This is a genomic window from Bradyrhizobium guangzhouense (genome assembly GCF_004114955.1).
Taxonomy (GTDB): domain Bacteria; phylum Pseudomonadota; class Alphaproteobacteria; order Rhizobiales; family Xanthobacteraceae; genus Bradyrhizobium; species Bradyrhizobium guangzhouense.
This window is the reverse complement of sequence record NZ_CP030054.1, coordinates 811,681-830,474: the sequence shown is the minus strand read 5'-3', so window position 1 is coordinate 830,474 and position 18,794 is coordinate 811,681. Positions and strand designations below refer to the sequence as shown.

General features: G+C 61.6%; 18 protein-coding genes. 1 reads left to right on the top strand and 17 read right to left on the bottom strand.

Annotation, left to right across the window (positions count from 1 at the left end; genetic code table 11):
* The 16 genes from hypB to XH91_RS37825 all read right to left on the bottom strand — a co-directional run bounded on the left by hypB (nt 1) and on the right by XH91_RS37825 (nt 15,460).
* Nucleotides 1-906 carry a hydrogenase nickel incorporation protein HypB gene (hypB, locus tag XH91_RS37900; RefSeq protein WP_128955165.1) on the bottom strand — a complete coding sequence of 302 codons (906 nt, stop codon included), beginning with the start codon at nt 904-906 and terminating at the stop codon, nt 1-3.
* Nucleotides 906-1,247: a hydrogenase maturation nickel metallochaperone HypA gene (gene hypA / locus XH91_RS37895; RefSeq protein WP_128929522.1), complete on the bottom strand. Its 342-nt coding sequence runs from the start codon at nt 1,245-1,247 to the stop codon at nt 906-908. Before hypA ends, hypB begins: the two co-directional genes overlap by 1 nt.
* Nucleotides 1,240-2,331 carry a nickel-dependent hydrogenase large subunit gene (locus tag XH91_RS37890; protein WP_128929521.1) on the bottom strand — a complete coding sequence of 364 codons (1,092 nt, stop codon included), beginning with the start codon at nt 2,329-2,331 and terminating at the stop codon, nt 1,240-1,242. The genes hypA and XH91_RS37890 overlap by 8 nt, the downstream gene beginning before the upstream one ends.
* Entirely contained in the window at nt 2,328-2,837 is a 510-nt protein-coding gene (hybE, locus tag XH91_RS37885; protein WP_128929520.1) for a [NiFe]-hydrogenase assembly chaperone HybE, read from the bottom strand. The genes XH91_RS37890 and hybE overlap by 4 nt, the downstream gene beginning before the upstream one ends.
* Nucleotides 2,834-3,043 (bottom strand): rubredoxin, encoded by a 210-nt coding sequence (locus tag XH91_RS37880; protein WP_128929519.1) that lies wholly within the window; start codon nt 3,041-3,043, stop codon nt 2,834-2,836. Before XH91_RS37880 ends, hybE begins: the two co-directional genes overlap by 4 nt.
* Nucleotides 3,040-3,903, bottom strand: a complete 864-nt coding sequence (locus tag XH91_RS37875; RefSeq protein ID WP_128955164.1) for a hydrogenase expression/formation protein — start codon at nt 3,901-3,903, stop codon at nt 3,040-3,042. The genes XH91_RS37880 and XH91_RS37875 overlap by 4 nt, the downstream gene beginning before the upstream one ends.
* Complete coding sequence (locus XH91_RS37870; RefSeq protein ID WP_128929517.1) at nt 3,900-4,346, bottom strand: thioredoxin domain-containing protein; 447 nt, start codon at nt 4,344-4,346, stop codon at nt 3,900-3,902. The genes XH91_RS37875 and XH91_RS37870 overlap by 4 nt, the downstream gene beginning before the upstream one ends.
* A 253-nt stretch (nt 4,347-4,599) precedes the next feature.
* Nucleotides 4,600-4,896, bottom strand: coding sequence for a HypC/HybG/HupF family hydrogenase formation chaperone (locus XH91_RS37865; RefSeq protein WP_128929516.1), 297 nt, complete (start codon nt 4,894-4,896; stop codon nt 4,600-4,602).
* Nucleotides 4,897-4,922: 26 nt separating this feature from the next.
* Complete coding sequence (locus XH91_RS37860; protein ID WP_128955163.1) at nt 4,923-5,501, bottom strand: HyaD/HybD family hydrogenase maturation endopeptidase; 579 nt, start codon at nt 5,499-5,501, stop codon at nt 4,923-4,925.
* Nucleotides 5,502-5,517: 16 nt separating this feature from the next.
* Nucleotides 5,518-6,261: a Ni/Fe-hydrogenase, b-type cytochrome subunit gene (cybH, locus tag XH91_RS37855; RefSeq protein WP_128929514.1), complete on the bottom strand. Its 744-nt coding sequence runs from the start codon at nt 6,259-6,261 to the stop codon at nt 5,518-5,520.
* A gap of 9 nt (nt 6,262-6,270) precedes the next feature.
* The gene (locus XH91_RS37850; protein ID WP_128929513.1) at nt 6,271-8,061 is read right to left on the bottom strand and encodes a nickel-dependent hydrogenase large subunit; all 1,791 of its coding nucleotides are present in this window, start codon (nt 8,059-8,061) and stop codon (nt 6,271-6,273) included.
* A gap of 29 nt (nt 8,062-8,090) precedes the next feature.
* A complete protein-coding gene (locus tag XH91_RS37845) occupies nt 8,091-9,182 on the bottom strand; it encodes a hydrogenase small subunit (protein ID WP_128929512.1) in 1,092 nt (363 codons plus the stop codon).
* Nucleotides 9,183-9,392: 210 nt separating this feature from the next.
* Complete coding sequence (locus XH91_RS37840; protein ID WP_128929511.1) at nt 9,393-10,832, bottom strand: nickel-dependent hydrogenase large subunit; 1,440 nt, start codon at nt 10,830-10,832, stop codon at nt 9,393-9,395.
* Nucleotides 10,829-11,845 carry an NADH-quinone oxidoreductase subunit B family protein gene (locus XH91_RS37835; protein WP_128929510.1) on the bottom strand — a complete coding sequence of 339 codons (1,017 nt, stop codon included), beginning with the start codon at nt 11,843-11,845 and terminating at the stop codon, nt 10,829-10,831. The genes XH91_RS37840 and XH91_RS37835 overlap by 4 nt, the downstream gene beginning before the upstream one ends.
* Before the next feature lie 69 nt (nt 11,846-11,914).
* Nucleotides 11,915-13,231 carry a DUF3422 domain-containing protein gene (locus tag XH91_RS37830; protein ID WP_128929509.1) on the bottom strand — a complete coding sequence of 439 codons (1,317 nt, stop codon included), beginning with the start codon at nt 13,229-13,231 and terminating at the stop codon, nt 11,915-11,917.
* Nucleotides 13,232-13,348: 117 nt separating this feature from the next.
* Nucleotides 13,349-15,460, bottom strand: coding sequence for a methyl-accepting chemotaxis protein (locus tag XH91_RS37825; protein ID WP_164938218.1), 2,112 nt, complete (start codon nt 15,458-15,460; stop codon nt 13,349-13,351).
* 342 nt (nt 15,461-15,802) lie between these two features.
* On the opposite strand from XH91_RS37825, the gene cybH (XH91_RS37820) reads away from it, so the two are divergent.
* Nucleotides 15,803-16,528, top strand: a complete 726-nt coding sequence (gene cybH / locus XH91_RS37820; RefSeq protein ID WP_128929508.1) for a Ni/Fe-hydrogenase, b-type cytochrome subunit — start codon at nt 15,803-15,805, stop codon at nt 16,526-16,528.
* A gap of 2 nt (nt 16,529-16,530) precedes the next feature.
* Here cybH (XH91_RS37820) and XH91_RS37815 read toward each other — a convergent pair whose 3' ends face one another.
* Complete coding sequence (locus XH91_RS37815; protein WP_128930141.1) at nt 16,531-18,555, bottom strand: TonB-dependent receptor; 2,025 nt, start codon at nt 18,553-18,555, stop codon at nt 16,531-16,533.
* Between the last annotated feature and the right edge of the window lie 239 nt (nt 18,556-18,794).

The window sequence follows — 18,794 nt, the reverse complement described above, 5'->3', positions numbered from 1 at the left end:
TCACTCCGCTGCCGTCATCTCGGCCGGCTTCGCCTTCGAAGCCCGCTTGCGGAGCCAGGCATAGAAGGCCAGGAAGCCTTCGCCGGTGCGCGCCGACACCGTCAGCACCTCGATCCTGGGATTGACCCGCCGCGCATATTCGATGGTCCTGGCGAGGTCGAAATCGAGCACGGGCGCAAGATCGATCTTGTTGATCAGCATAAGCGCGGAGGCAGCGAACATGTCCGGATATTTCAGCGGCTTGTCCTCGCCTTCGGTGGTCGAGAACACCACGATCTTGCAGGCTTCACCGAGGTCGAATGCCGCCGGACAGACGAGATTACCGACATTCTCGATGAACACGACCCCACCGTTCAGCCAGGGCAGCCGGTCATAGGCTTCACCGACCATGGCCGCGTCGAGATGGCAGCCCTTTCCGGTGTTGACCTGGATCGCCGGCACGCCGGTTGCGCGGATGCGCTCGGCATCGTTGGAGGTTTGCTGGTCACCCTCGATCACGCCGATCGGGAAACTGTCCTTCAGCTCACTGACGGTGCGGACTAGCAGCGAGGTTTTGCCGGCTCCGGGGCTCGAAACCAAGTTGAAGGCGAGCACGCCGTCGGCACGGAAGCGAGCGCGGTTGTCGGCGGCGAGTCTGTCGTTCTTGCCGAGAATATCGCGTTCGATCTGGATGATGCGATCGCTGCTCATGCCCGCGATCTGTTGGCCGGCGGCGTCTGCACTGCAGTCGAGCAGGCCCGTATCGCCAGGCCCATGATCGTGGCTTCCGTCGTGATGGTGGTGGTGATGGTGACCGGGGCCATGGTGGTGATGATGACCTCCATGAGCGTGCTCGTGATCCTGATTATGATCATGCGTATGTTCGTTGGACGCTTTGCCGTCGCTGCAGCCGCAGACCGTACACATCAGTCGACCTCCAGTTCCTTCACACGCATCTCTTCGCCGCCGGTGACCTGCAATTGATAGCTGCCGCAGGATGGACACGGCTCGTAGCGCTGCTTGATCTCGACGTTTTGCGAGCAGGCCATGCACCAGGCCGTGCCCGGCGTCGCGATGATCTCGAGTCTTGCGCCTTGCGCGATGGTCCGCGCCGCGACGGCCTCGAAGCAGAATTGCATTGCGTCCGGCGCGACATGGCTGAGCGCACCGATCTCTAAACACACCGCCTTCACTCGCAAGAACGAGCGCTTGCGCGCCTCTTCCTCGACGATCCCGATGATGCCCTCGCACAAGGCCATCTCATGCATGGCTGGCCTCGCGGAAGCTGACGCTGAATCCGACGCAGGGGTCGAACGCCCCGACAAGTGTCCGCACCGCGTCTTGGCCCTGCCGGCCGGCGGAGAGGAGCGCGCCCTTGAGGCTTCGCACCAGCGGTCCGCGTTCGTGAAAATTCCACTCGGTCGGAGCGATATATTCGAAGCCGACGATACGTCCTTCCTCATCGAGCTTAACCGCGTGATGGAGCCGGCCTCGGGCGCATTCCACTGCCGCTGCGCCCCGGCGCTCGCCGAGCCGATAGCTCGCAACGACGCCATTATCGGGAGCGTCCCGCCTGGCGTCCAGCCAACAGGTGAGCCGGGCGATCTCGTCGATGCGCGCTCTCACGCGCGCGGCGCCGCTAGCACTTAAGGACAAAATCTGTTCGCGCTGCGCCCGCCGCGCCCAGACGCCCGTTTCCGGAACCTTCCCGCAGAGTTCCGGCGCTTCGGAATAAGCCGTCCCTTCAGCCATGAGGCGCGTCACGATCTCAAGATCGTCAGCGGGGGTCAGAAAGAATTGGTCGGCCGCCGGCAATGACATCACCTCACGATCGCAGCGCGTCAGATAGGTGGAAAGTACGCTGCCTGGCGCCGGAGGCTGGTGTTCACCCGAAACTCCGAGCGCGCGGAGCGCAGCCTTGACGTGTGCAATGACATCGCGGCGCACGGTATCTGGCACGGTTTCAACCGCACCACTGAGAGTGGTGCTCGCCTGTATCATGCTTCGCACTGCGGGTGCGCTCTCCTGATCGAGTTCGAGGCCTGCGACGAACAGGCCGCGTATCAATTCAGTTAAGCGCTCGGCGACAACGGCCGTGAGACGATGCATCGCTATCGGCTTGATCGTCTCCAGCCCCTGCGCCGCCTCGATTGCTGAAAGGAAGGCCACTTGGTGGGCGACCGAGCATAAGGAGAACAGGCGCGGCAGCACAGGGATGAGCGCGCTTGCCGGCTTTCCGGCAAACAGCCTCGTCAGGGGAGGCCGGCTCCGTGGCCGGATAGCAACGTCCGAAATTGTGGTACCAGTGAGCCACACCATTATGTCAATTTCGTTTCGAAAGGGGCGACTCATCCCGGCCGCTCCGTCAAGGTACCGCGCAGGAAGCTCCGACGATCAATCGGGGTCGTCGGTGGTTCGCGCCGGCGGACCGCCTCCTCGCTGTCGGCCGGCAGCATCAGCTCGGCAAGAGCGGCGTCAGCCGTTGCTCGCGCCGATGCCATGTCCGCAAATTGGAACATTGGCGAGAACAGCGAGCAGCTAGCGATGCGGCCCATTTGCACCTCGCTGAGGGTAAATTCGATATCACCGGCTGGAAAGCGAATACGCACGGTCGCGCCCGACCTATCCCCAGCGGCGCTCGCCGGCATCACCACGTTCATGAACCAAGGAGTGACCATGATGCCGACAAACGTTCCCTCGAAGCGACGGAAACCAATGGCCTCAACATCGAGGGCCTCGTTGTAGATTGGCAAATCGCGCATCGCGCGCTCGCCGATCTGGCGATACATTCCTGCCAATAGCTCGCCCCATGTCACCGCGTCGGCGTCGCTGGGAGAGCTTGGCGCGCTGGCAGTCATGTTTCGATCGCCATGAACTTCGATTTCGGGGCGTCGCAGTTGGGGCATCGCCACTCCTCCGGCAGAAGTGAGAACGGTGTGCCGGGTGCGATCTGCGCCACCGCATCACCATCGGCCGGATCATAGACGGTCCAACAGATGCCGCATTCAAGCCGCGCAGCCTCAGTGACGTCTTGGCGCACGCCAAAGTTCTCAAAGGCGCTCATTTGAAATATGCCTCAATGATTTCTTGGAGCCGTTCGGCGGAATCCTCGAAATCTTCGTCTGCAGCAAGCGCAACCGTGGGTACCCCGCCAACTTCCAGCGTGTCGAGGATGATGGTGTCCATGGCGTTGAAAAACTGCACCGACCAGACATTGCGAATGCCAGTCGACAGCACCCGACAGGTGCCATAGCCGCGCGAGACAAGCTGGATCGGCCCGTTCCGAATAGTCTCCTGCAAAAAGCTCATATCCACCGGGCTCATCGGCAACAGAGTGAAATTGATGATCTGCGAGCGGATGCCAGGACGCCAGGCTAGCGCCCGCTCGCGGATCTCGGCGAGCACCGGTAGGACGTTCATGGCGCCTTCAGGGGCCTGTCCGATTTCGAAATCGGCGGCTGTCAGATCGGCTGCTGCGCGTCTGACGATCTCGGGAACAGCGCCTACTTCAATATATTCGGAAGCCGCGTCAGTTTCGATCCTGACACGCCAGATCCCTGCGAGCACCGATTCTTGAATCTGCGCCAGCGATCCGTCCGGCAGCGCTACGACGCCGCCGACCTCCCCCTCGCCGAGAACATCGGCGACGAGCTTGCTTTCGAGATCGTTGAGATTGCCGAGCCGGAACAGTTGCGAGGGTGCGTCCGCCCTTTGACCTGCAATGGCCTCCGCGATGTTGGAGAGCAGCGTGACGGCTTTGGGGCAGTTCTTAGCGAGCTCGACACTGTCTAATGTTGCGAGTCTTGCGAGTGCGCCGGCCGCCGTCAGGCTGCCACTTGAGGCATTGAGACTCTCTTCTCCGATAGGGAACACGCTGACGGGTTGCTCGGCGCCTTCCGGCGCATCCCAGAATCCGACCTTCATAGCTCGACACCTTTTGCGCGATGCTGGGGAACAATGGTAACGGCAATGGCTGCGCTTTGCCCGCGCGGGCGGTCGATCAGCTTAGTGATGCGGTCGACATAGACTGACCAATCCTGGATCTTGGCGATCAGCCCCAGCGTCTCGCCCTTGGCCACGAAGATAAGGGTCGGCTGCACTCGCACCCCGAAACGTTCGCCAAGCGCCTCTTCGGCATGGGGTGCAATGATCGCGGCGCGCAGGCGGCCTCCGAACGCCGTAACCAGCTCAGGCAGCACTACGGCGACATCAATGGCCTCCGGAAAACGGTTGGGATTACCCGCCGATAGCAGCACGGCGACAGCACCGGCTTGGTCGGCATGTTTAAGAAAATGATCGACGGTCGCGACATCGACCTCATTGAGGCCATGCCGACTGAGATCATGCCGTCCTACCTGGAATTCCATTTGACCTCCCAAAACAGACTTATCTTTCTGATCGGGATAGTGTTAGCAAGCTGCGTGCCAGGGACAGTCAGGATTTATGTAGTTGAATTCACTGATCTATTTTCAACGCCATCAAGCCGAGTGGATGCGAATGATAAGCTACTTTCCACTACAAACGAAAGCCTTCTTTCCAGACTAGAAACTTGTCTTCCGGCGAGCACCTCGGCCAGCGGCTGAGGTCAGCCGGCCAAGTCATTCTAGGATGACAACCCGCTTAATCAGTCAGGAGGTGCGCAGGCAATTGCGGTTCGCGGTCGATCAGATCGGCGAAGAAGCAGTCGAAATCGTTGCCGTCGAGCGCTGCACCGAGACCGTCGATGGCAGCCGCAATCAGGCACGCTTCTTCTTTCTCAAGTAGGCGGATCGCCGTGTCGATGTAGACCAGCACGTGGGCACCGGCCGGAGGATGCGAGAGCAGAAGCACGGAGACGCGGCGTTGCTCGCCGCGAAACTCGCACAAAGCCGAAATTCCATCGGTCTCGACGATAGTCATCGGCAGTCCAAGGCACATCCGTCTTCTCCGGCACGCTCCGGCGGTCAGGCCGGCCGCATCTCGTAACTCGCATGGTCGATGTCGTTGGCGAGCAGGCGCTCGGAGTCTGCCAACGGCGTATCGCGCAGCTTCACCTCGATGCCCCACTCGGCCAGAACTTTGCAGGCAAGCTCGATGGCCGGTGCGATCTGATCGCGTACGGACGCCGTCAATGGACCTCCCCAGTCTTCGAGATCGAGCGGTTGGCAGCCGATCAGGACGAGGTGCTTCGGGCAGCGGCCGAGCAGGTCGGCTGCGCTGATCACCTCCTGGAAGCCGGTTTGATGCAGACTCATCTTCTTCGCGCCGGTGAAGCGTGGCACCTCGTCGCCGCGCACGAGCTTCAGCTTGCCTGGCGGCAGACCATAATCGATGGCATCGAACACGAGCAAGCGATCAGCGTCCTCCAGATAGTTGACGAGATAGAGCCCCTGCGTTCCGCCATCGAGAATCGTGACATTATCAGGCACGGCGTAGCGGCGGTGGAAGTCCTCCACCGCGCGCACGCCAAAGCCTTCATCGGCCCACAGGATGTTGCCGATGCCGAGCACCAAGATGTGGTCGTCGTTTGGGGCGTTCAACATCGAGATCGTTCCAGTTTCAGTCACGGAATTGCCGTTCGCCCGAGATCATCGAGGAGATGATACTCTGGCGTGACATGATGTCCTCGCGGATCGCAGCGTAGATGTGTACCATCACGAACACGACCAGCGCCCACATGCCCAGATGATGCCAGGTGTGAACGTCCTGGCTGTTCGGCCAGATCGAGAACACCCAGCCGAACAGTTTGTGCTGCCAGCTATCGATGCCTTCTCCTTCCGAATAGAGCGCAAAGCCGGTCACGATCATGAAGGTCACGAACAACGTGAAGCCCGTGAACATCGCGGTCTGCGCCAGCGGGTTGTGCCCGACATACATCTTCGGCTGACGTTCCAGGAAGGCGTACCAGCGGATCTCGTGCCAGACTTCCTTCCAGAATTGCCGGCGATGCACCGGCAGATAGAAGATCTGCCGGGAATGGTGGTTGCCGGTGAAGGCCCACAGGATACGCGCGAGGAAGAACACCGCGAGCACCTGCCCCGCCGCGAAATGGGCGAAGCGCATATAGCCCATCACGAAGTTGGCCGACGCCTCCCCCTCGACCGCCGGCAGCGGCGTCCCGATCAGAAACCCGGTGACCATCAGGATGATGATCGAGAACGCGTTCACCCAATGGCAGATGCGCACCGGCGCTTCGTAGACATAGACGGTGGGCCGGCCCACCGCATGCTCGCCAGCAGCATCGGCCGCGATCGCCGTCAGGTCCGGCTCGCTTTCCACCGGGGGAGCAATTGCATCCATCATGGCCGCCTCCTACCTGACCTTGACCTTGGCGAGTTCCTGGCCGTCCGGGCTCATGACGTGCGTCGAACAGGCAAGGCACGGATCGAAGGAATGGATCGTGCGCAGGATCTCGAGCGGCTGCTCGGGATTAACCATCGGCGTGTTCATGAGCGAGGCTTCGAACGCGCCGATGTTGCCTTGCGGATCGCGCGGCGAGCCGTTCCAGGTCGTCGGTACCACGCACTGGTAGTTGTCGATCTTGGTTTCCTTGATCTTGATCCAGTGCGCGAGCGCGCCGCGCGGGGCCTCGGTGAAGCCAAAGCCCTTGGCTTCCTTCGGCCAGCTCTCCGGTTTCCACTTGTCGACATTCGCGGTCGAGCTGTCGCCGGCTTTGATATTGGCAACGAGCTTGTCCTGGAAATAGCGCATCTGGCGTCCGGCCCAAACAGATTCGAGCGCGCGCGCCGCGGTGCGGCCGAGCGTCGAGAACAGCGCCGACATTGGTAGATCGAGATCCTTCAGGAATTTGTCGACGGGATCCTTGAACTCCGCCTTGTTCTGCGCATAGCCGACGACCCAGCGCGCGAGCGGGCCGACCTCCATGGCATGTCCCTTCCAGCGCGGCGCCTTGATCCAAGAATATTTGCCGCCTTCGTCGAGCTGTTCGATCGCGGTCTTGGTACCCTTTGCATTGGGTCCGAGTTCGTAGTTCGGCTCCGTGATGCCATCCCAAGGATGAAGGCCCTTGGTTTCGTCGGGATACTTGTACCAGGAGTGGACCACGAACTCCTGGATCTCGTCGGGATTGGCGTGATCGACCGGAAGCACCTCGGAGAGATTGCCGTTGATGATGGCGCCTCGTGGCAGCTTCAGGTTCTTGGCTGAATAGTCGTTGGCATGTTCTGGCACGTCGCCATAGGCGAGCACGTTCTGACCCGAAATGCCTCCACCATAGAGCCAGTCCTTGTAGAACGAACCGATCGCGGCCACGTCAGGCAGGTAGACCATTTCGTTGAATTCCATGATGCGGTCGATGATCGAGGAGATCAGGTTCAACCGCTCCATGTTGATGGCACCGACAGCACCTGTCCCATCTACGTTGATCGGACAGGGCACGCCGCCGACGAGCCAGTTTGGATGCGGATTCTTGCCGCCGAAGATGGTGTGGATCTTGACGATCTCCTTCTGGAAATCGAGCGCCTCCAGATAATGCGCGACCGCCATCAGATTGGCCTCGGGCGGCAATCTGTAGGCTTTGCTGCCCCAATAGCCGTTCTTGAACGGACCGAGCTGTCCGGACTCGACGAACTTCTTGAGCCGGGTCTGCAGATCCTTGAAGTATCCCGGCGAGGACAGCGGCCAGCTCGAGATCGACTGGGCTAGCGTTGATGTCGCGCGCGGATCGGCCGAGAGTGCGGAGACGACGTCGACCCAATCGAGCGCATGCAGGTGATAGAAATGGACGACGTGGTCGTGCACCTGAAGTGCGAGCTGCATCAGGTTGCGAATCGAGTTTGCGTTTTCGGGGATGGTGATCCCAAGCGCGTTCTCGACCGCGCGCACCGAGGTCAGCGCGTGCGTGCCGGTGCAGACGCCGCAGATCCGCTCGGTAAATGCCCACGCATCGCGCGGGTCGCGGTTCTTCAGGATCACCTCGATCCCGCGCCACATCGTGCCGGTCGATACGGCATTGCGGATCACGTTGTCGGCGTCGACATTGACCTCGACCCGCATGTGTCCCTCGATGCGGGTCACGGGATCGACGACGATGCGTTTGCCGGAATTGTCGAGATTGAAGCCGTTGGGAGTCTGGATACCCATGATCGTTTCTACCCTAATGTGTCTTTTGATCAGCTGTTGTGGCCGGCGTCTTCGCGCTTGCTGGCAAGCCGCTTTACCGCAGTGACGGCGGCGTGCGCGGCCACCGCCGCACCCACGGCGCCCGCTGCCGCCATGCCGATCTGATCGGCGTTTTTCTCGATGCCGAACTGCTTGATGTTGGTGAGGCGATCGTAGAACGAGCCCTTGTCCCAAAAGCCGTCCTCTGAGCAGCCGATGCAGCCGTGTCCCGATTGGATGGGGAATGAGACCCCCCCGTTCCAGCGCACGGTTGAGCAGGCGTTATAGGTCGTTGGCCCCTTGCAGCCCATCTTGTAGAGGCAGTAGCCTTTGCGCGCCGCCTCATCGTCCCACTCCTCGACAAACTGGCCGGCGTCGAAATGCGGGCGCCGGTAACACTTGTCGTGGATGCGCTGCGAGTAGAACATCTTAGGCCGGCCCTGGCGGTCGAGCTCGGGCAGCTTGCCGAAGGTGGTGATGAAGGTGACGACGCCGGTCATCACTTCGGCGATCGGGGGGCATCCCGGCACCTTGATGATCGGCTTGTTGGTGATGACCTTGTCGATCGGTGTGGCCTGGGTCGGATTGGGCTTTGCCGCCTGTACGCAGCCCCAGGACGCGCAAGCGCCCCAAGCGATGATCGCCATCGCGTCCTCGGCCATCATCTTCAGCTTTTCGACGAATGGTTTGCCGCCGTCGATACAGAACATGCCGCCCTCGTTGAGCGGCGGATTACCTTCAACGGCCAGAATGTACTGACCTTTATGCTTGGCACGGGTCTCCTCGAGGATCGCTTCCGCCTGATGGCCCGCGGCCGCCATGATCGTGTCATCGTAGTCTAGCGAGATCATCGACAGCACCGCATCCTTCACCAGGGGATGCGCGGAGCGGATGAAGCTCTCGGAGCAGCAGGTGCATTCGAGACCGTGCATCCAGATCACGGGCACACGCGGCTTGGTCTCGAGCGCATTGGCGATGCGGCTCGCCGCCAGCGGGCCGAGGCCGAGGCTCGTCGCGGTCAGGCTGCAGAACTTGTGAAAGCTTCGACGCGTGATGCCTTGCCGCCTGATCACGCTGTAAAATGTTTCCGTCGCCGTGCCCATAAATCCTCCCGCCGTCAGCTTTGGCTTTCAATGACGCTTAGGGACAGCAAGAAGCAGGCCAACTGCGTGGCGCAAAATGAAATTAGAGGAATGTCAAAAGGTTGCGAGATCTGAATTGTGCAAGACGCGAAGATCGAGCGGCACTGCACGAAAGAAGCGGAAACAATTCGATTTGCAGGCGGTAACGAGGTTTACGCCGCCGAGCCCGTTTCAATGCGCAGTGCACACCATGCAAGGATCGAACGAGCGCACGACATGCTGAACCGCAACGGAACGTGCGCCAGCCTCGCCCACATCGGTGCCGACCAGCGCCTGTTCCAGAGGGCCTGCCACGCCGAGGGAATCGCGCGGTGAAAAATTCCAGGTGGTCGGCGCGATGATCTGGTAGCGCTCGATCTTTCCACCGCGCACCGCCACCCAATGCCCGAGGCTGCCGCGCGCGGCCTCGACGAGACCGACATATGCCCCGTCGGGCATCTCCTGCGAGGGAGCACAGAACGGTTCCGAAAGTCGTAGCGCGCGGGTCCACTGCTCCATCGCAAGTGCGATGCGCGCAGTCTCGATCAGCCGGGCGATCACACGGTTGCGGACATTGGTGCCGCTTGGGGCGACGAGATCGGCTATCAGCGCTTGCCCGGCCACGGTCTGGCGCGCAATCGCCCCGACCTCGACCGGCTGGCCCGAAAGCCGCGGCGCCTTGCACCAGCTATAGGCGCCTGCCTTGTCGGGATCAGGTACGGTGTTGCTGTGCGCAGGATCGGAGGAGCAATCCCGCATCCATGCATGGGAAACGTCCTCGCTGATCTGACTCAGCGGCAACGGCTCCACAACCATGTCTGGACCAACAATGCCGCGCGGGAACAGTCCGCAATCGGCGCCTTGATAGGCGCCATAGCTCATCAACACGCCCGGTCCCTTGCCGAGCTCACTGAGCGCGAGGCTGTCGGCAAGCCTGAGGAAATGAGCGAAATCACCGCTGCGCCCCGCGCGCCAGCGGTCGAGCTCGTCTGCGGTCGAGAGCGACAGCATGTTCTCTAGAGTATCGGCGAACACTGTACGTTCAAGGAACGTGCGAAATGAGGTCACGATCGACAACAGCCGTACGCGCTCGCCGAGTTCGATCGCGCGCGTCGCGCCGCCCGGCTGGAAGGCAAGGCTGTGTGGCCATTTGCCAGCAATGATTCCCATAGTCTCGAGCAGCCGCGCCCGCGCCGGCAGCGCATCGCGCGCCGCACTGCCGCGGGTGGCCGCAAAGCGCTCGCGAGTCTCCTGGTACCAATCCTGCGAAGCGTAGGCTTCACGGGCGAAGTCAGGCATGAAGAAGATGTAGAAATGCGTAAGATGATCGGCGGCATTCTCTGCCGCGTGCGCGATATTAGTGGCGAGCAGACCGTTCGGCGCCGCCTCGGTTCCCATCGCATGGCGAAGCGCGGCAGCGGCGGCGACCGACTGCGAGACCGAGCAGATGCCGCAGATGCGCGGCGCCAACACCAGCGCATCAAGCGGTGGCCGCCCCTCCAGAATTTGCTCGAACCCGCGATAGAGCGGCGCCGTCACTTCGGCGCGCTGGACCCGGCCGCTTTCGACGTCGAGGCGGACTTCGAGATCGCCCTCGACGCGGTTGAACGGGCCGATCGTAATCCTCGTCATGGCGTGCGCTTGGCCGTGGTGCGGCCGGGCGGCACCACCACATGATCAGCGGTCGCATTCAGCCTCACGCGCCGCGGAGTCGCCGATTTCGACAACGCCGCGAGCGCGACGAACCAGGCTTTTGGCATGTCGGTCGGCAAGCCGACTGGGATGCCGGCAAGCTTGGCGGTCTCCAGGAAATTCTGCGCGTCTTCGAAGCCAGGTGACGTGCAGGCGATGCAGGCATAACCGCCCTTCGTGCAGGAACCGCCGCCGTTCCAGGAGCGCTGGTTGCAATCGCCGACAGCCTGAGTCGCCTTGCAGCCGAGATGCTCCATGAGGCAGCCGCGCTCGGACATGGTTTCGGCGCTGGCCTTGAACTCATAGAACTCGTTGCGGGAGCAGCCGTGATGAGCAAGATGGTTGGCAACGAATTTCGGTCGGCCATAGGTGTCGAGGTCAGTCGCTGACAAGTCCTTGGACGTCAGTGCCAAAATGGTTTCCATCATCCAGCCCGGATGCGGCGCACAGCCAGCCACATTGATCACCGGCAAGCCGAGCCGGGAGCGGAAGCCTGCGCCGAGCGCGCCGCCAGCATCGGCGCCCTCGAATTGCAGCCCGACCGCGTCGGTTGGATTGGCGCCGGCGGCTGGCACCCCGCCATAGGCGGCACAGCTTCCGACCGCAACGACATAGTCCGCCCGCGGCGCGAGATCTAGCATCCAGTGGTAGATCGAGCGGCCCGTGCCCGCGAGCATGTTGAAGCGGCCGCTATCGTTCGGGCCGCGGGCAACGGAGCCTTCGAGGAGCAGTAGGTCGAGCGGCACCCTGCCCTCGCGCACGGAGTTGAGCACCTCGGCCGCTTCCTCGCCTGTCTCCTCGCTGACCGAGGGATGCCACAGCAGGTTGATGCCGAACTGCCTCAGTTCGTCGAACCAGCCGGAAGAGCCGCTTTCGAGGATCGACATGGTGCAACCGCCGCAGCTCGCGCCTTGCAGCCAGAGCAGGTTGGTCATTCCGTTCGATTGGCTCATCACTTGCCCTCCAGCTCCACCAGCTTCGGCCGACCCGGCTCGAATGGCAAGCCCTCGGCGCGAAGGAACTCAGTCATGATCGCCCGGCGCGCCTTCATGTTTAAGGTGCCTCTGGCGGATCCGGTGCGTGATGATCCAAATTAGACCGACGGCAAATGGTACGAACAATGCTGTCGCGAGTGACGGCTCGACATGCAAGCCGCCGTCATGTGCGCCCTTAGCGAGGTAGCCGAACAGGCTGACGACGTAATAGCCGATCGCCGCCACGGAGAGGCCTTCGACGGTGCTCTGCAGGCGCAATTGCAGCTTGGTGCGCTCGTTCATTGAGCGCAGCAGGTCACGATTCTGCTCCTCCAGTTCCACGTCCACCCGCGTGCGCAGGAGATCGGCGGCGCGCGCTAGCTTGATCGATAAGTTGGCCTGGCGGTCCTCCATCGCGGCGCAGGTGCGCATCGCCGGCGCCATCCGCCGGGCAAGGAAGGACGACCAGGTCGGTCGCCCTCCGATCTCGCTTCCTTCGATCACGCCAAGGCGGGCCTGCACGATGTCGTAATAAGCCCGGCTCGCGCCGAAGCGGAACAGGCTACCCGCTGCGCCGCGCTCCAATGAGGCGGCCAATGCGGTCAGCTCCGTGAGGAGGTGATTGTTGAGCTTGAGGTCCTCGGCGCCCTGCATCTCCTGGAGCACTTCGACCAGCCGCCGCCCAATGTGATCGACCGAGGGCGCGAGCTCGAGCGCGGCCGGCAGGCCGAGCAGCGCCAGCGTGCGATAGGTCTCGATCTCCAGCACGCGCTGCACAAGAGCGCCAAGCCGGCCCGGCGACAGGCCGTCGTTGCAGATGAGAATGCGGACAAAGCCCTGCGCATCCGCACGAAAGTCGGAAGCGACGACCGCAGGGCCGCTGCGGACTGTCGCCATTGCGAGGCTGCTCTTATCAAACAGCTCCTCAGCGCGCGCGACGGCCGCTTCGGTCTGCTCCACCTCGAGCCTCACCGCCACAAGCAGCTGTCCCGTTTGCGGCAGTGCCCGGATCAATGCGGTAAGTTCGTCACCGATGGGAGCGAACGCCAGCGCGGATGCCTCATTACTCCAGATCCAGGTGAAAGTCGTGAATTCGGAATGCTGTTCCCAGCGTAGCGAAACTGCTCCGATTGACACCTGGTGGTGCTTAGCCGACACCTCGGGTGCCGCCAAGCCCTGCGCGGTGCAAAAGCCTACAAAGGCCTGCCGGTCGGCGGCCGCCGCTTCTCCCTGGCCCAAAAAAGCAAATCGCAGCACTGCGAGAGGCGCGGAGAGCCGCGTGAACGGACGCGCATGCACCTCACCCAACACTGCACCGCGTTGCGGGTGCAACGCGAATCCGGCCAGATCCAGACCATGCTCCATCGACGATCCCTAGGATACCGGTTTGCCCACGCGAGGGTGCCGGCTTGTCCGTTGACTAGCGCAGGTCTCTGGCACTTGCGCAATGGTAGTCGCAGGCGTCTCGCATTGCGAGCCAGACTACGCCGCGACGACGTTGGCCATGAAACGGTCAAGCTCCGCGCGCAGGCGGTGGCTCGCCTCGGTTAGTCCGCGCGCTGATTGCAGCACGGCGGAAGCCGCCGAGCCGGTCTCGCTTGCTTCGCGATTGACCTGCTCGAGATTGGATGACACCTGCGCGGTGCCAGAGGCCGCCTGCTGCGCGCTCTGTGCGATCGCCTGTGTCGTCGCGGTCTGCTGGTCGACGGCGGACGCGATCGAACCCGAGATGGCGGAGATATCGCCAATGATGCCGGCGATCGACTTGATCGCGGCAATCGAATCTCCGGTCGCTTGCTGCATACCTTCGACGTGAGAGCCGATCTCCTCCGTCGCACGGGCGGTTTGGCTTGCAAGCGACTTCACCTCGGCTGCGACGACGGCAAAGCCGCGGCCCGCCTCTCCGGCGCGGGCTGCCTCAATGGTGGCATTGAGCGCGAGCAGATTGGTCTGCTCTGCGACCGCTGTAATCAGCTTCACGACATCACCAATCCGGTGCGAGGCTTGCGCGAGCGTCGCGATGCGGGCGTCCGTGCTCTTGGCCTGGGCTACCGCATTACCGGAGATCGCATTCGAGTTGCGGACCTGGGTGCGAATATCATTGATCGACAGCGACAGCTCCTCGGCCGCCGAGGCGACCAAACCAATGCTGCTCGACGATTCTCGCGCGGCGCCGACCACCGCGTTGGTCAGGCCCCCTGTCGCCTCCGCATTGCGTGACAGCGTTGATGCTGCTGCTTCGAGTTGCTGAGCAGAACCCGAAATGCCGTTGACGATGTCACCCACCGCGGCCTCAAAGCCGCCAGCGAATTTAGCGAGCTCAGCGCGCCGCAGCTCGGCCGCCGACCTGTTACGCTCTTCGATCTCCGCAGCTTCGCGTTCGGCGCGCTCAATGGCTTGCCGCTTGAAGCTCTCGACCGCGCCAGCCATCTTGCCGACCTCGTCGTGCCGACCGAGCCCCGGCAGCACGATCTCATAGCGGCCGTTTGCCAGCTCGATCATCGAGCTGCACATCGCGATGACAGGTTTTGCGATACCGCGTCCGATCGCAAAGGAGAGCACGAGGCCAATTGCAATCGAGGCGAGCGCAAGGGCAACCACTACCGATTGACCGTGGATGATTTGCACCGCGGTCTTTTTCTCGGCATCAGCCTGCTCCGCCAAAGCCACTCGCTTCAGAGAGGCGGCCGCCCCGGATAGTCCGTGACGCAGCTTCCACATGTCCGCCATCAAACGATCGATCTCTTGGCCTGCGGCCTCCACTCGGGCGAACCCATCTCGGTAAGACGCGACGAGCTCGTCGAGCGCCTGTCCGCCGACGTCCGGCGAGCGACGCTCTCGCACGATCGCACCTTTAAACCCTTCTATTCTCTGTAAGACGTCCCTCGCGAGGACTTCATCGTGGAGCTTCAATTCTGTCGTTACGAGGCGATCGATCGTATCGAAACGCTCAATGATATTTTCTGCTTGAGCGCCCGGCGCCTTCACCTGATCGAGCGCGGTCCGGATGACGTGCGCCTGTCCGCCCATCGTGGCTGCCGAGCGATCGATCCCGGCGCGCAGCGCCAACACTTTGTTGAAGGAATCGGTATAGGCGCGGTAGGCTTCGAACAGTTCCTTTATCGACTGCTGCCAGCTGAGAGTTGCAGTCTCGGTTTTGGCTGCCGTGATCGTTCGCTCGAGCAAGCGTCGCGCCTCTTCCGCGGCAGCTTCCGCCTCCTTTATGCCCGTCAGGGCGTAATAGCGCGCGTTGCTCTGGTATGCCGAGAGCGAGCTGTCGATTTCGCGCGCATAATCCGATTCCGACATGCTGATACGATAAACGTCGAAGCCGTCGAGGATCGCCTCATAGCCAAACCAGGCGCCCGCCATGGTGCCCGCCGACAGCAGCAGAACGATAGCAAATCCCATCATGATTTTCAGGCGAATTGACAGGTTGGCGATGACTGGCTCGCTTTTCGGCAAGCTCATGGCCGCTGCATTCATCCGGCCCTGTGTCTGGAAGACGCCTGCCCGGCGCGATGCGCCGCCGCGCCGAATGAAGCTCAAATCCATATCGCAAATACCCGGTTCGCTGGAGCTGGAAATGAGCAAACGATGTGCCGTCTCTCCTAATCATCGGTAAATTGCAGCGAGCTGCCGCGCAGCAAGTGTCGTGCGCCGGGTAAGGAAGCTCGCTGCTCATGCAGGGAAAAAGACCGCGAACCCACGTGGATGCAGCGGAAAATAGCAAAGAGGTTCAATAAAGATATGAAAGCAGGATTTCCACCTGCGGTTAAAGCGGGTTTCCAATTCTTCGTTGCGTAGGGCCGCTGAAGCGTGAAGAAAAAAATTGCAGGGCGGTGATTTCGCGCCGGCATGCGCGCGATATTCTCGATGGCATGCGCTGATTCGTTTGTTCGCTGCGTCGAATCACTCTCAATGCAGGAGCATGCGATGACGAAAATCTCGGAGATTCCGGGTACGCTGGACGCCGTCGGCGCCGTCGGCACGGATCGCCAATCAATCTATGTCTATGAGGCACCGGTACGGATCTGGCACTGGTTAAATGCGCTAACGATCTCTCTTCTGGCCGTTACCGGTTATCTAATCGCCTCGCCGCTTCCCTCGATGCCTGGTGAAGCTAGCAATTGGTACACGATGGGCTACATCCGATTTGTTCACTTCGCGTCGGGACAGGTGCTCGCCTTCGCGTTCCTTTATCGCGTCTACTGGGCGTTCGTCGGCAACCAGTATGCCCGCCAGTTGTTCGCGTTTCCGATCTACAACCGGATCTGGCGCTGGGGCCTTTTGTACGAGCTGCGATGGTACCTGTTCCTAGTGCGCTACCCGAAAAAATACGTCGGCCACAATCCTTTGGCCAATACTGCGATGTTCTTGTTCGTGATTGTGATGATCCTGATGATGCTGACCGGATTTGCACTTTACGCTGAGGGCGAAGGTCGCGACAGCTTATGGTATGCGCTGTTCGGCTGGTGGTTCTCGATCTTCCCAAACAGTCAAGACGTGCATACAGTGCACCATCTCGGCCTCTGGTTCATTGTGACTTTCGTCATCCTGCATGTATATGCTGCCGTGCGCGAGGACATCGTGTCGCGTCAGAGCATGCTATCGGCCATTATTACCGGCGAACGGACGTTTCGCGACTCGCGACCTGACTGATATCAGAATGTGCCCGCTAGGGTCACTCGGACGGTCAAGGGTTCGACCGGGTGAAGCACATAGTCCATCACACCAATGGCACAGACTGGCGCAGGGGCGGCATTGGCGGCACAGAGATTGTAAAGTTTGTCCGTCTTCAGCAGGGAGCCATAGGCATAGGTGATCTGGTTCGCCTTGCTGTTGAGGAGGTTGAGCAAATCGAGCTGGAGGCGCCAGCCCTTGTCGGTGCGGTAGCCGATCCGCGCGTTGAAGATGCCGGTAGGTTGCGATCGGAAGGCGTTGTCTTCCGTCAGCGGACTGGAGGCGAGATAGCGCCAACGCAGGGCGCCGAACCAGCCCGTCTTCGCGCCGAGCGAGATGCCGGCGGACGCCATCATGGTCGGTGCGTTAGGGATATAGTTGCCGGGCGCGTTGCCGATCTGCGCGGCGGGATAGCCGGCGAGTGAGGCATAAACCTCCGCCTGGTCGCTGTCGTAACCGCGAAAGCGCGCATGGGTCATCGCGAGATCGGCGTCGACGTCAATCCAAGACCGTGGGCGGTAATGGTTGGTCCATTCGAATCCATAGCGGCGGCTCGCGCGCGCCGTCGTGGTATCGCCGGCATCGCCTGAGAACAGGATCTCGGAATCCTGGTCGAGGACGAAGAGGCTGAGCGAGGTGTCGAGATCCGGGACGATCCTCGAACGCACGCCGACCTCCGCGCCCCTGGTGCGGACCAGCAGCGGCGAGCGCGGCAGCTTTGTCCCGGGATCGCTCGGATCTTCCGTCGTCGTCGCACCCCGCGCGTCGTTCGAGTGCATGCCATAGCCGGCGCCGAAAAAGAACTCGGTCTTGTTAAAGGGACCGACCACGATGCGAAGCTTGGGACTTCCGATCGTAGCGTTGGCATGGCCTGAGTTGTTCGCATCGAACAGCGACGTCACGTCGGCCGCGTAATAGTCCCCGCGCCAACCGACCGTGGTCCTCAGCCAGTCCGAAAAGTGCAACGTACTCTCGGCGTAAGCGCCGATGCTGCCTTCCCCGACCTTATCGCTGCGTACGTTGGACAGGAAACTGCGCCGGTGGGTGTCGGTGAGCGCGAGATCGATGGCGTCGTAACGGGACTGCAGGCCGAAGGTCGTCTGCATCGGCAGCCCAGCGAATGAGCCATCCATCGTCCGTGCGATGTTAGCGCCGGCCATTAGGCGGCCGTCGTGCTGGTGAAATTGGTCGCCGACAACGGGATTGGCCAGGAAATAAGTGAAGTTATTGTAGAGATCGAGCTCGCTCTTGACGACATAAGCGTTCGCCTTCCAGGCCCCGGAATTATCGCTCTGCGCCACGCGCGCCGACAGGGCAAAACGGTTTGCGTTGCCGCCGTCAGTCGGGTCTTCAGATCCAAACCGATCCATCAATCCGTCCGTCATGGCGCGCTGCGGCACCTGATCGGTCGAATTCCATCTGTTGGCGTAAGCCATGCCCGTGACCGACACGCCGTCGGTGGCCGTGCCCTGACTGTAGCGCAAGAGCCCATTGAGCTTGCGGAGGTTGTCCGGGTTGTCCCAGGGGCCGTTGTAGGTCCCAGCCTCGCCGGCGAGGAGCAATGTCCCATCGCCGAGCCTCGTCGAATCCATGCCGAGGAAGCGGCGATATCCAAAGCTGCCGGCGGTCATCTGCGCTAGCCCCTTCACCGTGCGGTCGATCAGGCCGATATGCACGGCGCCGGCCGAGGAGAAGTCGCCTTCATCGGCGAAGTAAGGCCCCTTCTTTACCTCCATGGCGGCGATCGCTTCAGGAATCAGCCAATTGAGGTCGGCATAGCCCTGGCCGTGGGCGTGAGTGCGCATGTTGGCAGGCACATCATCAACATAGATCGCGAGATCCGTGCCATGATCGAGATTATAGCCGCGCAAGAAGTACTGGTTCGCTTTGCCCTCGCCGGAATGCTGCGTCACAATGAGCCCCGGTACAGCTTCGAGCACTTCGCCCGGGCGCATCACGGGCCGCGCGTTGACGTCTTCGCCTGATACTGTGATCTGGCTTGCCATGCTCGACGCGGGAGCCAAGGCCGCGCTGCTCTTGGCCGATACCGCTGAGGCTTGCCCGCCCAGCTGGCTACTGGACCCTATGCCGAGCGCTCGATCCGAGCGTGGCGTTGGAGCTCTTCGCGGTCGCCGTGGGATCTCCTCACGAGTGACTATGACTGCAGGCAAGGTGTAGCTAGTCTGGATATTGTCTCCAGAGCTAGGTTCAGCGTCGATCATGAGGGCGCAGATGCTTAGTGCTG

Bases quoted from the DNA above. Each gene is read 5' to 3' on its own strand.
- hypB (WP_128955165.1), bottom strand. From the start codon at position 906: ATGTGTACGGTCTGCGGCTGCAGCGACGGCAAAGCGTCCAACGAACAT.
- hypA (WP_128929522.1), bottom strand. From the start codon at position 1,247: ATGCATGAGATGGCCTTGTGCGAGGGCATCATCGGGATCGTCGAGGAA.
- XH91_RS37890 (WP_128929521.1), bottom strand. From the start codon at position 2,331: ATGAGTCGCCCCTTTCGAAACGAAATTGACATAATGGTGTGGCTCACT.
- hybE (WP_128929520.1), bottom strand. From the start codon at position 2,837: ATGACTGCCAGCGCGCCAAGCTCTCCCAGCGACGCCGACGCGGTGACA.
- XH91_RS37880 (WP_128929519.1), bottom strand. From the start codon at position 3,043: ATGAGCGCCTTTGAGAACTTTGGCGTGCGCCAAGACGTCACTGAGGCT.
- XH91_RS37875 (WP_128955164.1), bottom strand. From the start codon at position 3,903: ATGAAGGTCGGATTCTGGGATGCGCCGGAAGGCGCCGAGCAACCCGTC.
- XH91_RS37870 (WP_128929517.1), bottom strand. From the start codon at position 4,346: ATGGAATTCCAGGTAGGACGGCATGATCTCAGTCGGCATGGCCTCAAT.
- XH91_RS37865 (WP_128929516.1), bottom strand. From the start codon at position 4,896: ATGTGCCTTGGACTGCCGATGACTATCGTCGAGACCGATGGAATTTCG.
- XH91_RS37860 (WP_128955163.1), bottom strand. From the start codon at position 5,501: ATGTTGAACGCCCCAAACGACGACCACATCTTGGTGCTCGGCATCGGC.
- cybH (WP_128929514.1), bottom strand. From the start codon at position 6,261: ATGATGGATGCAATTGCTCCCCCGGTGGAAAGCGAGCCGGACCTGACG.
- XH91_RS37850 (WP_128929513.1), bottom strand. From the start codon at position 8,061: ATGGGTATCCAGACTCCCAACGGCTTCAATCTCGACAATTCCGGCAAA.
- XH91_RS37845 (WP_128929512.1), bottom strand. From the start codon at position 9,182: ATGGGCACGGCGACGGAAACATTTTACAGCGTGATCAGGCGGCAAGGC.
- XH91_RS37840 (WP_128929511.1), bottom strand. From the start codon at position 10,832: ATGACGAGGATTACGATCGGCCCGTTCAACCGCGTCGAGGGCGATCTC.
- XH91_RS37835 (WP_128929510.1), bottom strand. From the start codon at position 11,845: ATGAGCCAATCGAACGGAATGACCAACCTGCTCTGGCTGCAAGGCGCG.
- XH91_RS37830 (WP_128929509.1), bottom strand. From the start codon at position 13,231: ATGGAGCATGGTCTGGATCTGGCCGGATTCGCGTTGCACCCGCAACGC.
- cybH (WP_128929508.1), top strand. From the start codon at position 15,803: ATGACGAAAATCTCGGAGATTCCGGGTACGCTGGACGCCGTCGGCGCC.
- XH91_RS37815 (WP_128930141.1), bottom strand. From the start codon at position 18,555: ATGGCAAGCCAGATCACAGTATCAGGCGAAGACGTCAACGCGCGGCCC.